At 68.6% G+C, this 15,023-nt stretch carries 4 protein-coding genes; 2 read left to right on the plus strand and 2 right to left on the minus strand.

The window, feature by feature from the left end:
- Positions 1-16: 16 nt before the first annotated feature.
- Positions 17-11,380 (plus strand): filamentous hemagglutinin family protein, encoded by an 11,364-nt coding sequence (locus KX816_13690; GenBank protein QXQ05307.1) that lies wholly within the window; start codon positions 17-19, stop codon positions 11,378-11,380.
- Positions 11,381-11,887: 507 nt separating this feature from the next.
- On the plus strand, positions 11,888-12,802 hold the full coding sequence (locus KX816_13695; GenBank protein ID QXQ05308.1) for a mechanosensitive ion channel: 915 nt from the start codon (positions 11,888-11,890) through the stop codon (positions 12,800-12,802).
- A gap of 1 nt (position 12,803) precedes the next feature.
- Here KX816_13695 and KX816_13700 read toward each other — a convergent pair whose 3' ends face one another.
- Positions 12,804-13,235: a DUF202 domain-containing protein gene (locus KX816_13700; GenBank protein ID QXQ05309.1), complete on the minus strand. Its 432-nt coding sequence runs from the start codon at positions 13,233-13,235 to the stop codon at positions 12,804-12,806.
- Positions 13,232-15,010: an SLC13 family permease gene (locus tag KX816_13705; GenBank protein QXQ05310.1), complete on the minus strand. Its 1,779-nt coding sequence runs from the start codon at positions 15,008-15,010 to the stop codon at positions 13,232-13,234. The genes KX816_13700 and KX816_13705 overlap by 4 nt, the downstream gene beginning before the upstream one ends.
- Positions 15,011-15,023 lie beyond the last annotated feature (13 nt).

Here is a 15,023-nt window from a genome sequence, read left to right on the forward strand (position 1 = left end):
CCCCCGGAGACCCTCGATGATCCGCATCCCGCTGCACCGCCGCACCCTGCTCGCCGGAGCCTCGGTCGCCGCGCTGGTGCTGGCCGGACCGGCCGCCGCCGAGCCGTTCGGCCGCCGCACCGCGGTCGACCCCGCCGCACAGGCCGCCCGCGCCGCCGAGACGGCCGCCACCCGCAACGTCGCCGCCACCGCCGCCGCCACCCGCACGCGCGCCGCGTTCGCGGCCGCCGCCCAGGCCCGCCAGCTCATGGACGGGGTCCAGGCCGCCGCCCGCGTCGCCGCGCTCGCCGGGAAGAGCCTCGTCCCCAACGGCCTCGGCGCCGGCGGCCTGCAGGTCGCGGCCGGCGTCGGCGTCGATCCGACCCTATGGGTCAACGCCGCCGCCCCCACCCAGACCACCACCGGCGGGCGCACCGCCGTCACCGTCACCCAGACCGCCAGCAAGGCGATCCTGACCTGGGACAGCTTCAACGTCGGCCGCGAAACCGACCTGACCTTCAACCAAGCCGGGCATACCGACTGGGTCGCCCTCAACCGCATCACCGGCGTCACCGCCGACCCGTCCAAAATCCTCGGCACCATCAAAGCCGACGGCGCCGTCTACATCATCAACCAGAACGGCATCATCTTCGGCGGCGCCTCACAGGTGAACGTCCGAAGCCTGATCGCGTCGAGCCTCGATATCCACGGCGGTACGATCGAAACGACGCAGCCCAACGACGCCGGCGGCAATCCGATCAGTGACGCGCTGTGGCAGCAGGCGAAGATCGCAGCGCGGGATGCGCGGTTCATCGCGGGGCTGGCGGCCCCGACCGCGACGCCGACGTTCAGCGACTATGTCCAGAATGACTATTCTGCGACGCCGCCGGAGGTTCCGACCACGGACCAGGTGGTTGTGGAGCGCGGGGCGCGGATCGCGGTGGCGCCGCTCGGGCAGGCGATCCTGCTGGGTCATGACGTCGTCAATGCCGGGACGATCACCGCGCCCGACGGCCAGGTGCTGCTGTCCGCCGGTGGGAGTATCATCCTCCAGCGCGGCGTCGACCGGACACAGGTCGATGGCAACAGTGCCGACGGGCAGGTTCGCGGCTATGTCACGGCGGTGCGGGGGTACGGCAAGGCACGCAACGACGGCGTGGCGGAAGCGACGCGCGGCAACGTCTCGCTCCATGCCGACGAGGTCGAGCAGAACGGCGTGATCGCGGTCACCACGGCGATCGACCGCGCCGGCTCGATCATCCTCGACACCTCGGTCAGCCCGCTGAACGGCAATACCGCCGTGAACGTCGGCTATGCCTACAACTACGGCACTGTCAGCATCGGCGCGGGCAGCTCGATGTCGATCCTGCCGGACGCGAGCGGGGCGACCGCGGTCGGCAATACCTTCAAACCATCGACGGTCGAGATCTTTGGCACCAACATCAGCTTCGGCGAGGGCGCGACCTTGTACGCGCCGGGCGCGAAGGCGTTCATCTACGCGCCCGCCAACGCCCTGGCGGGGCGTTTCTACCTTGGCGCCGGGGCGACCATCGACTTGTCGGGGCTTGGCGATGTCACCGCTCCGATGAGCCAGAACCAGATCGCGGCAGAACTGCGCGCCAACGAGTTGCGCGACAACCCGGTGCTGCGCGACAGCGCCTTGCGCGGGCAGTCGGTGTTCTTCGACGCGCGCCTCGGCAGCAAGCTGACGAACGGCACCGGCGTCGCCGATCTCAGCGGCTGGTACGACCTGATCCCGCGCACCGTCAGCCAGTTCATGACCGGCGGCGGCTCGCTGACGCTGCAACAGTCGGAGATCGTCACGCGCGCCGGGTCGGTCATCGACCTGTCGGGCGGCAGCGTCCATTATGCCGACGGCATGGTCCGGCGGACGCGGCTGATCGACGGCTCAGGGAAACTGGTGCCGATCGAGTTCGCCGACACTGCGACCACTTACGTCGGCATCGAGGGCGACGCCATCACCAGCCATGTGCGCTGGGGCATCACCGAGCGCTTCACCAGCGACTTCACCCGCGGCCTGAGCCAATGGCAGGCCGGCTACGACGAGGGCCATTCGGCCGGGAGCCTGAGCGTGCTGACGCCGGGCCCGGGGTTCGACAAAGCGCGCATCTTCGACGGGACCGTCCGCGCCGATACGGTAACGGGCCAGTACCAGGTCGCCGCCCCGGCGGGATCGACCGTCACCGACGCGACCAAGGTCTGGCAGGAGCGCCCGGCACTCGCGACGCTCAACTTTTCCAGCGTCGACGGTTTCGGTCGCGCCCCGCTAGGTGGAAACATCACGATCGCGGCGGGCGGCCCGCGGCTGGACAGCAGCTCCACCGCCGACACCGTGTTGTTCGATACCGAGAACGGCAATGCGTCGCTGGTGAACGGCATCGTCGCCGCCGATCACATCCTGCCGGCCAACTGGTTCGACGGCAAGACCTTCGGGACGGTGGCGCTGCGCGCCGGTGTCGAGAATTATTATACCTACGAAACGTCGAACAACCTCAACTTCACGCCGGTGGCCGGGCATCCGCTGATCGGCGGCGTCCTGACGATCGGTGCCGGCGTCACCGTCAACCTTGGCGACTACGGCAAGTTCGAGTTCCTCGGCCGGCAGGCCGAGATCGACGGCACCATCGTCGCGGCCGGCGGATCGGTGAAGCTGCAGACCGTCGAGACCGTGATGTACGACTCCTACACAGCGATCCCGGGGGAGCAACTCGTGCCCGGTGACGTTCTCGGCACGCACCTCGGCGCGACCGGCGTCATCGACGTCGCGGGCCGCTGGACGAACAATCTGCAGGAGAACCTCGACGGCGAGCCGCTGACGCAGGCCGTGATCAACGGCGGCTCGGTGACGATCGTCGCGCACGACCTGCTCCTCGACGCCGGCTGGCGGATCGACGTCAGCGGCGGCGCGCAGCTGACGACCGGAGGCGGCTCGCCGATTCTCGGCAACGGCGGCGCGATCCTCCTCGACAACAGCCAGGGCGGGCAGGCAACGCGGACCGCCGAACCGAGCGGGCGCATCGTTCTCGACGGCGCGCTGGTCGGCTACGCACCGGGCCGGGGCGGCAGCCTGACCGTCGATACCAACCAGTCGGTCTACATCGGCGGCGCGGCGATCCTGCCGTCGGGTGTACTCGGCGCCGGCAACGCGGCCGCGGTCAAGCTGCTGCTCAGCGCTGATGCCGTCCTACCGGCTGGGGCGACCTTGCCCTTCCCAGTCAATTACAGTGCCGCCGTCGTGCCCGCCGGGGCGGCGTTCGCGCAGGACACGGGCCTGTACCTCCCGAATGGCCCGCTGCCGCCGCTGGCCGCCGACTGGACCGTGCCGGGCACCGATTTCTACATCCAGGACGACGCCGGAAACACGTATTTCTCCGGCTCGGTGGTTCCCGCCGGCACCGTCATCCCGTTCCTGAACGGCACCTTCACGGCGGGTTCGACGCTGCCCGCCGACGTTTTTCCGAACGGCATCGCCTTTCCGTCCGCGGTCGGCCTTCTGCAGCCGGCCGGCGTCCTCATGACCCCGTTCACGCTGCCGAAGGGGCTGGCGATCGCCGCCGGGACGGTGTTCGGTGTCGATGTCGGGATCGTCGCGCCCAAGACCTATGCCGCAGATTTCTTCACCAAGGGCGGTTTCGCAAGCTACGAACTGGCCGGTTCACAGGGCGTGACGCTGACAGCGGGCACCATCCTCGCGCCGACCATCGATACGCTGACGCTGGGCGCCGTGTCCGGGCTGGCGACAGGCGCCCGTCTCGGCGACCTTGTCTTGGTTGCCGGCTCGGGGGTGACGCTGGTCAACTCCGCGAGCCTGCCCGAGGCGCGCCGCCCGGCGATGGACCTCGTCCTGTCCACCGTCGCGACGAGCATCGACGGCAGCTCGCTGTTCAGCCGGATCAACGGCGACTTCGGCCGTGTCGATCGGGGCGGGACGCGCAGCCCCGGCAGCGTGACGGTCGAGACCGGGGCGGCGATCAAGATGAGCGCCGGCTCGCGCGTCTTCCTCGACAGCGTCACCGGCATCGCGGTCGACGGGACGATCGACGCGGCGGGCGGGATCATCCGGATCGGCGGTCTCGGCAGTTCCGACTATGGTAGCCCCGGCACGCAGATCAGCATCGGCGACAACGCCCGGCTGACGGCGCGCGGCTATCAGGAGGCGCTGCTGGCCGGCGGCATCACCACCCGCACCGTGAAGGGCGGCGGCCAGATCCTGATCGGCGGGACGAGCAGCGCCACGGACAGCATCGGCGAAAACCAGGTCCGCGCCGTCGCGATCGGCGCGGGCGCGGTGCTTGACGTCTCGGGCATCCACGGCACCAACGACCTGATCGCCGGTATCTCGGCCGGCATCGACAGCGGTCGGACCGACGCGCCGAAGGTGGCGGTGGCGGTTGCCGTCGACGGCGACGCCGGGACGATCCTCGTCCATGGCACCACCGGCATCATCGCCGGGTCGCTGCAACTCGCGGCGGGCGGCGCAACCGGCCGCGCCGGGACGCTGAGCATCGGCCAGGCCAGCCCAACAGCACCGCTGATCGTCCGCCAGTCCACCCCGGCAGGACTGGAGCCGGTCACCCTGGCCAGCGACATCGCACAGGACGGGCTGACGCTGGTCGCGGACTCCATCCACGGTGTCGGGCAACTGACGCTGGCAACAGGCCACGGCTATTCCCTCACCCATATGCAGGGCATCCTGTTCGACGGCTCGGTGACGCTTTCGGCGCAGCGCGGGATCACGCTGGAGGCCGACCGGATCCAGCGGACGATCGATGCCGAAGGCGCGCCGAGCGTGGTAACGCTGTCGGCTCCGTATGTGCGCTTCAAGGGGAACGACGCCGTCGGGCCAACTTACGGCGACCCGGTCTATGCAACCGACCTCAACGGCTCGCTGACGGTGCGCGCCAATCTGATCGACCTCAGCGGCGCGATGCAGTTCGACTGCAGCGCCAGCAATTGCGACGTGCCCGGCAATGGCGGCTTCGGCACCTTGCTGTTCCAGTCGGCGGGCGACGTGCGGCTGATCGCCGGCGGCGGCCTCGACCCGAATTCGCAGCAACCGCTGCGAACGGGCCTGACCAGCGGCGGCGACATCATCTTCGACGCGGCGCAGGTCTATGTGACCAACGGTATCAGTTCCCCCTACAATGGCGGCCAGCTCGAGCGCGGCGACGCCGACCCGGGCTTTCTGGTGCAGGCCGGGCAGCGGATCGTCGTGCGCTCGAACGGCGCGGCGGCCCCGATCCCGCTCAACTTCGGCGAGCGGCTGACGCTGCGCGCGCCGGTCATCGAACAGAGCGGCGTCCTGCGCGCGCCCGCCGGGCAGATCCGGCTGGAGGCCTCCGACCGCCTGACGCTGGCGCCCGGCAGCCTGACCTCGGTCTCGCTCGGCGGGCTGACCGTGCCGTTCGGCGGCGGGGGGTTTGAGGGTTACGGCCGGGTCGACTGGGCGCCGACCCGTGCGGTGGCGCTGACCGGCGGGACCGTCGATGCGCAGGCCGGTTCGCGGGTCGAGGTCACCGGCGGCGGCGACCTGCTCGGCTGGTCGTTCGTTGCCGGCACCGGCGGGACCACGGACATATTGGCGAACAAATCGGCGGACGGCTATTTCGCCATCCTGCCGAGCCTCGGCGACCGCCCCGCACCGCAGCATCCTGTGGCGAACAGCGGCGGCCTGGAATCGACCTCCAACGCGCTCAGCGATCCCCGGCTCAGCGTCGGCGACACCATCTGGCTTGGCGACTCCGCCGGGGTGAAGGCGGGCTATTACATCCTGCTGCCGGCTTATTACGCACTGCTCGACGGCGCGCTGCTGGTGCGGCCGAAGGGGGCGACCGCTTATGCCTCGCCGTTCGAGACGGTGACGCACGCCGACGGATCGCACGTCACCGCCGGCTATACCGCCGTGTCGGGGACCGCAATTCGCGGCCCGTGGTCGGCGTTCGAGGTCCTCGATAGCAAGACGTGGCGCCAGTACAGCGACTTCACGTCGGTCTCGTTCAACGCGCAAAAATCCGCCGCCGCGACACTGGCGGGCATCACCTTGCGGACGCTGGCCGATGCGGGCGGCGTCCAGGTAACGGCACAGGACAGCCTCAACCTGGCGGGCAGCATGGACTTTTCGGCGGCCAAGGGCCTGATCGGGACGCTCGACATCGCCAGCGACCGGATCGCGGTCACCAACGGCACCGCGCCCGAGGGCTATCTGCGCGTCGATGCAAAGCAGATTGAGGCGCTGGGCGCCGGCAGCGTGCTGATCGGCGGCACCGGGCCGAGCAACAGCTTCGCCGCGTTCGACTACAGCACCTACACGCCGTTCGGGATCCGGCAGGGCGTCGCGCTGACCACCGTCGCGACCGACGTGCTGGTCACCGCCGGCACGACGCTTAAGCTGGGCGAACTGCTGCTCATCGCCAGCGATTCGGTGACCATCGACGACGGCGCGGTGCTGAGTGCGACGGGCAAGCCGGGCGACCCGAGCAAGCTGCTGGTCGCCGGTGACGGCGCGCTGGTCCGCCTGACGGGGGGCGACCGCGTCGCCATCGTGCGGACGGGTGCGGCCGGGCAAACGGGCAGCCTGCGGATCGGCGAGAATGCGCGGCTGACCACGGCGGGTGCGCTGTCGCTCGATGCCAGTATCGGTTTCGACCTTGCGGGCACGGCGCTGCTCGACGTGGCGCGGCTCGACCTGGCGTCGGACCGCATCAACCTCGGCGACGTGCCGGCGGGTGAAAGCGGCACGACCATCGGCCTCGATACCGTGCGGCGTCTCGCCGCTTCGGCCGACCTGTCGCTGCATGGTCGCCAGTCGATCGACCTGTACGGCGACCTCACGCTCGGCGCGCGCGATGGCGGTGGCAAGGCGTTGCTGGCGGCGCTGACGCTCGATACCGCACTGCTGCAGGGCCACGCCGAAGACGGCGCGGGCGCGGCATTGACGGTCGGCGTGCTGACCCTGACGAACAGCAATGTCGCCGGAGCCGAGGCGATAGCCGGCACGGCGGCGCTGGCGCTCGATGTCGATACGCTGGTGCTCGGGCCGGGCTCGACCGGGGTCGGCGGCTATGCGGGCATCATCGGCCGGGTCGGCGAGATCCTCACCAAGGGTACGGGTAGTTTGAACGTCGGCGGCGACCTGACGCTGGCCACCGGCCGGGTCACTGCCGGGACCGCGTCGAAGTTCGAACTGGCGACCAGCGGTGCGCTGACCTTGGCGCACGGTGACGTACCGGTCGCTGCCGCAGGTCCCACGTTGGGCGGCAGCCTGACGCTGACCGGAGCGGAGCTGACGCTGGGCACTGCGATCGTCGCGAACGCGGGCACGGTCATGCTCGGCGCCGCGGGTGATATCGCGCTGCTCGACGGGGCGCGCATCGACGTCTCGGGCCGCGCCGTCGACTTCCGCGACACGGTGAAATACGCGCCCGGCGGCATTGTGCGCCTGACTGCGACAGGCGCGGTCGCGCTCGCGGCTGGGTCGCTGGTCGACGTCTCCGGGGCGGTACGCGGCGGGAGCGCCGGCATCGTCGAAATCCGGGCGGCCGGGGACGCGACACTGGGCGGCGACCTCAGCGCCACGTCGGCGGCCGGCTATGCGGGCGGCGAGTTCCTGCTGGCGGCGAACCACACCGACTTCGGGGCGTTGAACTCCCGCCTGAACACCAGCGGCTTCGATGCCGCGCGCGACATCACCTTGCGCCAGGACATCGTCCTCGACGCCGGCAGCAGCATCGTCGCGCACCGCGTCGCGCTGCATTCGGAGGGTGGCACCGTGCAGATCGGCGGGGCCATCGACGCGCGCGGCAACGCGGCCGACGCCGACGGCGGCGTCGTCCTGCTAAGCGGCGCTGCGGTGGAGCTGACCGGCACCATCGACGCCAGCGCCGGGTCCGCCGTTGCGGGCGGCTATGACCCGTCGAGCGGCACCGTGGAGCTTGCCGGCAACTCGGTCACGCTGGGCAACGGCTCGGCCATCATGCTCGGCGGCGGACGCCAGGGCGGCGGGCGCCTCATGGTCCGCGCCGACCGCATCGGCACCGGCGTCAACGCGACGCTGGGTGGCACCACGACCGGCGCGCGCGAGCAGACGCTGGTCGGCATGGCGGACTATGCCACCGACACCGTCGATGCCGATGTGGCCATGACCGCCATCGATGCCGCCAACGGCTGGCTGGCGACCGTCAGCCAGACCGCCGGCTGGACCACCGGTGCGGGTATCGCATTCACCAGCGCCGGCGACCTGTCGGTGAATTCGGCCATCGACCTCGCAGTGGTGAACGGTGCGGGCTATCTCGGGCTCAAGGCCGCCGGCGACATCCTCGTCGACGCCAGCATCAGCGACGGCTTCTCCAGCGCCGGGCGGGACGCCACCCTCGAGGCGGGCCGGTCATTCAGCTATGGCTTCGACGCCGGGCGCGACGTGGTGATCGGGGCGGACCGCCTCGTTCGCACCGGTACCGGCGACATCCGCGTCGCCGCCGTCCGCGACCTCGTGCTGACTACCAACGGCTCGGTGATCTACACCGCCGGCAGCGCGACCCCGACGACGACGGGCTTCGACCACAGCGGCTTCGGCCCCGTGGCAGTCGACGGCGGCCGCGTTCTCGGCGAGTTTCCGACGCTGGGCGGCAACGTCTCGCTCGCCGCCGGGCGCGACATCTCCGCGCCGATCGTCACCCAAAGCGCCTCGGCGTGGCTGTACCGCTACGGCAACTCCGCCTGGGATGGCACTCCCGACCACACTGCGGTCCTCGAGCAGACCAGCTGGTCGATCGTCTATGGCAACTTCCAGTCGGGCGTCGCGGCGTTCGGCGGCGGCAACGTCCGGGTCCGCGCCGGGCGCGACATCTGGGACCTCGGCGTCGCGCTGCCGACCACCGGCTACCTGACCACCGGCGTCGGCAATCACGCGCAGGCGAGCGACCTTGTCGTCCGCGGCGGCGGCGACCTCGATGTACGAGCGGCAGGCGACCTCAACGGCGGCTTCTTCGTCCTCGGTCGCGGCCATGCCGAGCTGACCGCGGGCGGCAACGTCGGCCAGGGCAAGCTGACGAACGTCGTCATCGGCAACGTCTTCGACTCGAACCAGACGGAAAACCGTGGCCTGTACCCCATCATCGGCCTGATGGACGCCGACGTCAGGGTCACGGCGGGCGGCAGCGCGACGGTGGAGGGCGTCTACGACCTCACCAACGTCGCCCAGACCTGCGGCAACTTCGGCGCGACTTGCGGCGGCATCGTCTTCAAGTGGGCCGACGGCAACGACTACGGCTTCCCCGAAGGCGCTACGGTGGCGCCGGTTTATCAGTCGCACTGCATCGAAGCACCGGTCATGTGCGTCGTCACAGGTTCGCCGGACGTGGGGTCGGCGTTCCGGGGCTATAGCGGCCGCGCCGGGCTCGACCTGATCGCCATCGGCGGCGCCGCCGGCTACCTGAACAACGGCTATGCCGGGACCTCGGTCAGTCTGATGAATCCCGATGTCGCCTTGCAGATTCGCCCGCAGCGGCCGCCCAATGGCGCGAGCGCGCCGCTCAGCCTGGCCTATACCGCTCAAGTGTCGCCGGGAACACTGCGCCTCGCGGCACTGTCGGGGAGCATCACGCTGACGCCGCTGCCGATGAACGACAACGGGCTGCAACTGGCATCCGCGCCGTTCGGCACGCTTGCACTGCTGGCGTCGGGTGACATCAACATCAACTACGGCAGCCAGCAACTGATCCAGCTGCAGGACACCGGTACCGCCTATCTGCGCGACGCCTTCGCCCCGGCGAAGACCGACGGCGTCTCGACGATCGACATCGTCGGCAATGTCGCAAGCGATCCCTACGCGACGGTCGGCAACAACGGCTATCGTGGCTATACGATGCTCCACGCAGGCGACCCTGAACCCGTCCGTATTATCTCGGTCAACGGCTCGCTGGCCGGCAATGCCAGCTACGGCGCAATCGACTGGCGCCTGGTTACGCCAAAGCCGATCCAGATCTATGCCGGGCTCGACATCCGCTATGCCATCCTGCAGCCGCAGAACAACAGCGCCAGCGACATCAGCAGCATCGTCGCGGGCCGTGACATCGTCCAGCGCAACGGCCAGTTCGGCGTCTCCATTCTCGGCGAGGGGCTGCTGTGGGTCGAGGCCGGCCGCAACTACACCACTGAAGGCTACGGCTCGATTATCAGCGCCGGCAACGGCACGGCCTCCTCGCTCGGCGGCGGTACCGGCGTCAGCAACATCGCGCTGCCCGACCGGGGTGCCGACGTCACCCTGATCGCCGGCACCGCGCAAGGGTCGGACTATGCAGGCTTTTCGAAGCTCTATCTCGACCCCGCCAACCTCGCCAACCCGGCGGTGCCGCTGTCCAACCCGGCCAACGCCGGCAAGGTCGTTCACACCTACGAGAAGGAACTCGACCTCTACCTCGCCAAGCTGGGGGTAACCGGGGTGACGCCGGTAAACCGGCTGGCACTGTTCGCGGCCCTGCCGTCCGAGCGTCGCGGTACCTTCCTCAACAGCGTGCTGACCAGCGAGCTGCAGCAGACCGGCATCGACTACAACACGCCGGGCGGCCAGCGTTTCCAGCAATATACCCGGGGCTACAGCGCGCTGGGTAGCCTGTATCCGGCGACCACCAAGCTGACCGGCACCGTCAACCCGGCGGGTGGCGACATCCTGCTGTACGGCGGTACGGTCGAAAGCCGGTCGGGCGGCTCGATCCAGGTGATCGCACCTTATGGCCGCGTCGAGGTCGGCAATCCCTCGCTGTCCCTGCCGCCCAACAGCAACACCCAGACCGGCGTCATCACGCGGCGCGGCGGCGATATCGGATTGATTGCAAACGGGTCGGTCGGCCTCGACCTGTCGCGGGTCTTCACGCTGCAGGGCGGCGACATCCTGATGTGGACGTCGTTCGGCGACATCACTGCCGGCGCCGGCGCCAAGACCTCGGTGACCAACGTGCCGCTCGCCTTCCGGCAGGACCAGTTCGGCGAGGTCGCGCTCGACGCGTTCGGCCTGTCGACCGGAGCCGGTATCGGTGTGCTCGACTCGCTGCAGGGGAATGACCCGGACCGCAAGAAAAGCCGCCTCGACCTTCTTGCCTTCTTCGGCGAAGTCAATGCGGGCGACGCCGGCATCCGGGTCATCGGCGACCTCAACATCGCCGCACTGCGGGTCGTCAACGCCGCCAACATCCAGGTCTCGGGCGACGCTACCGGCATCCCGACGATCGCGGCTGTCAACATCGGCGCGCTGACCTCGGCCTCGACCGCCGCCAGCGCGGTCTCGATTGCCGCGACGCAGCTCGCCGAGCGTAGCCGCCCGCAGCCCGTCTTTGACCTGCCGACGATCGTCAATGTTCGATTCGTCGGCTTCGGAGATGAATGATCGACGAGCAGGACAACGTAGGAGCGAACGACGCCGGCCTATCCCCTTCGGCTATTCTTGGGGCATGCGGGTGGGTGGCTCCGGTGCGGGCAGCCAACCACGTCCGCGATAGGACCGACCGGTGCAAGGCGCCCTAGCTTAGTTGTCCTGGGGTAAGACTGCCTGACATTGCGAACTGTCTCGAGCCGGCGGCTGCGCTGCTGCCCGCCGCATGCAGCAATGTCGACCCAATGCTGGACATTCGCCCTTTCCGGCTCGGCGTCCAGCTCCGGACAATCGTCCAATTTTTCCATCAATCATCCGGGCGGTCGCATCGACGTGTGCAAAGAGGCAATGAGGACGTTGCGGTCCGGAAGCTTCCGCGCCTGAATCAGGGGTAGCAGCCGCTAAACTGCAACCCAACGTCCTTGGATGCCGCGCTCCGGACGGGCGCCGAGCGCTTCCCGCAAATTGCCTGCTGGAACGCTCCAATCATCGCCTCGTTCAGGGAAGCTTCGAGGACAGTGAATGAACCTGCTCAACATCCTGATTGCCCAGCTCGAGGCGATGCTCGCCGCAGCGATCCGTATCCTGCCTCAGCTCGGCATTGCGTTGGTGATCCTCACCGCCACATGGTTCGCAGCGCGGTTTGCGGGTCGTATCGCCGATCGCCTGCTTAAGCGCACCGAGGTTCGCGGCACGCTGATCAATCTCGCTGAGACCTTGGTCAGCGTGACGATCTGGATCGTTGGATCGATGGTTGCCAGTTCGATCGTGCTGCCAGGCGTCACGCCGGCGAACCTGCTCGCGGTCGTTGGTCTGGGGTCGGTCGCGGTCGGTTTCGCGTTCAAGGATATCTTCGAGAACTTCCTCGCAGGTGTGCTGATCATGCTGCGCTGGAAGATGCGGATCGGCGATATCATCGAATGCGAGCATGTCGGCGGCAAGGTCGAGTTGATCACCCTCCGCGAGACCTATCTGCGCCATCTGAGCAATGAGCTGGTGCTGGTGCCAAACGCTTTCCTGTTCAAGAATCCGGTCAAGATCCTCACCGACCAGCCGCTGCGCCGGCATCAGGTCGAGATCGGCGTCGGCTACGGAGTCGATCTGGACGACGCCCATACCGTCATCGAAGCGGCGGTGCGGTCGGCCGCCGGGGTTGATCAGGCGAAACGCATCGACGTGTTTGCGAAGGCGTTCGGTGACAGCTCGATCGAACTGCTCGTACGCTGGTGGGCGGGATCGACGCCGTACGAGGCGCACGCCAGCCGCGATGCCGTCGTGCGTGCGATCAAGCGTGCTCTCGATGAGGCCGGTATGGAAATACCCTATCCCTATAGAGTCTTCAGCTTCAACCAGCCGCTGCCAATTCAAACTGTCGATCGTCACGGCATCGACAGCAAGGCAGTGTCGCGGCTGGCCGAGGACGACGACGGCCTCTAGCTCACGACGCCCATAGACCGACCATCGCTGCGGCGCAGACCAGCAACAGGAAAGCGTTGACCGCAATGAGCAGCCACTTCGGCAGCCGCACGGTGTCGACCGGCCACGTCCCCGAGCGCAGGTCGCGCCAAACCGCAGCGATGAGGCAAAAGCCCGCAAAAGCGATCAGGATCGTGCCAGTCAGGCCGATCAGCCAGACCGGCACAAGGTGGGCGAGCAGTGCGCGTGCGCCGATGCCCGACGCGAGTGCGGCGAGCGCCGTGCGGACCCACGCAGCATAGGTCCGCTCGGCGGCAAGCACGGTACGATCTCCCGCGAGGTCGGTCCGGCGATCGGCGCTGTCGGTCTGCTGGACCGCGCTATCCTCCAGAACCTCGGCGCTATCGGCCAGCCGTTCGTGCGCCTTGGCCGCTTTGTCGACAGGGTTGGTCATGATGTCATCGGCCAGAAATACGCGATCAGGGGCACGCCCAGGACGATGACGATAATCGACAGCGGCAGGCCGAGCCGCCAGTAATCGCCGAAGCGGTAACCGCCAGGACCCATCACCAGCGTATTGCACTGGTGGCCGATCGGCGTCAGAAAATCGCACCCGGCTCCGGTCGCCACCGCCATCAGGAACGGGTCGGGGTTGAGATGCAGGCTGGTCGCGACGCCGACGCTGATCGGGCCGAGCACGAGCACGGTCGGTGCGTTGTGGAGAAACGGCGAGCACGCCATCGCGGTTACCATCAACGCGCCAAGCACCAGCAGCGGAGCGGCACCTTGCAGCCCGTTTGCCAATGTGTTTGCAACAAGCTCGGTGCCGCCGAGACGGCGAACCGCTTCGCTCAGCGGTGTCAGGGCCCCGATCAGGATAAGCACCTCTGGCTCGAGCGAGGCATAGGCCTCACGCATCGACAGCGATCCCGCGACGATCATCAACACCGCCGCGCCGAAGAATGCCGGAGCAACTGGCATCAGCTTGGTCGCGATCAGGCCGATCGCGACCGCGAGGATGATGACCGGCACCAGACGACGACGCCGGCCGCCGAGCGCCACCGTTCGTTCGGCGAGCGGCAGCAGGTCGAGTTGGTCGAGCACCGCCGGCAGCGCGGTCTCGCCTGCCTGAAGAATCAGCATGTCGCCGGCCCGAAGCTTGATGTCGCGCAGCCGCTCGACGATCCGCTCGCCGGCGCGGCCAACGCCGAGCAGTTTGACGCCGAACCGGTCCTGCAGCGCCGTCCGCGCCGCCGACTGGCCGACCAGCAGTGAGCCCGGCTGGATCACCGCCTCGATCGACCGCACTTCCTCGTGCGCGTCGGCGGTTTCGATCACCGCCGCTTCACGGACCGCCTTGAGCGGCATCCGCGCGTACAGCCGGCTCAGCGCGGCATCGTCGCCTTCAAGCACGAGGATCATGGCCGGGCCGAACGGGCTATCGTCCGACGCCGGTGCGCGCTTGCCGTCCGCCGCGATCAGCGCGACGACGGTGACGCCGTCGCGGGCGGCATCGAGCTCGGCGATGGTACGCGGCGTCTCGGGCCAGTCGTCAGGAACGAGTGCCTCGGTCGCATAGGCCTTGGCGGCAGTCGTCTCGCCGAGCGTCGTCTTGGGAGTCCGGTCGCGCGGCAGCAGCCGCCATGCAAAGCTGACCACGACAAGCCCGACTGCGGTGAGGCACAGGCCGACCGGCGCGAAATCGAAGAACTGGAAGGGTTTGCCGACGGTCTCGGCGCGGACCTGGCTGACGATGATGTTGGTCGAGGTGCCCGCCAGCGTCACAAGGCCGCCGAGCAAAGACATGAATGCCATCGGCATCAGCAGCGCCGACGCCGAGCTGTTCGGCTCGCGACCGAGCCGGATCGCAGTCGGCATCAGGATCGCCAGCGCGCCGACGTTCTTGGTCAGCATCGACAGCAGCGCGGTTGCGCCGGCCAGCGCCGGGACCTGTCGCTGGACCGTGTCGAGGCGCGGTAGCAGCGGCGCGATCGCCAGCTCGACGATGCCCGATCGCGCGACCGCGGCGCTGATCACCAGCGCGGCGGCGATGATGATGACAACGTCGCTGGTGAAGCCGCTGAAGGCTTCCTTGAACGGCACGATGCCGGTGACCATCCCAACGAGCAGCGCCACGAGAGCGACGACATCGAACCGGAACCGGCCGGACGCGAAGCCGACCACCGCGCCGCCAATGATGGCAAAAGACAGAGCTTGCGCGCCGGTCATGAAGGGAAACGTC

Source organism: Sphingosinicellaceae bacterium (genome assembly GCA_019285715.1).
Classification (GTDB): Bacteria; Pseudomonadota; Alphaproteobacteria; order Sphingomonadales; family Sphingomonadaceae; genus Glacieibacterium.

Coding starts and splice junctions, on each gene's coding strand:
- KX816_13690 (QXQ05307.1), top strand. CDS start 17: ATGATCCGCATCCCGCTGCACCGCCGCACCCTGCTCGCCGGAGCCTCG.
- KX816_13695 (QXQ05308.1), top strand. CDS start 11,888: ATGAACCTGCTCAACATCCTGATTGCCCAGCTCGAGGCGATGCTCGCC.
- KX816_13700 (QXQ05309.1), bottom strand. CDS start 13,235: ATGACCAACCCTGTCGACAAAGCGGCCAAGGCGCACGAACGGCTGGCC.
- KX816_13705 (QXQ05310.1), bottom strand. CDS start 15,010: ATGACCGGCGCGCAAGCTCTGTCTTTTGCCATCATTGGCGGCGCGGTG.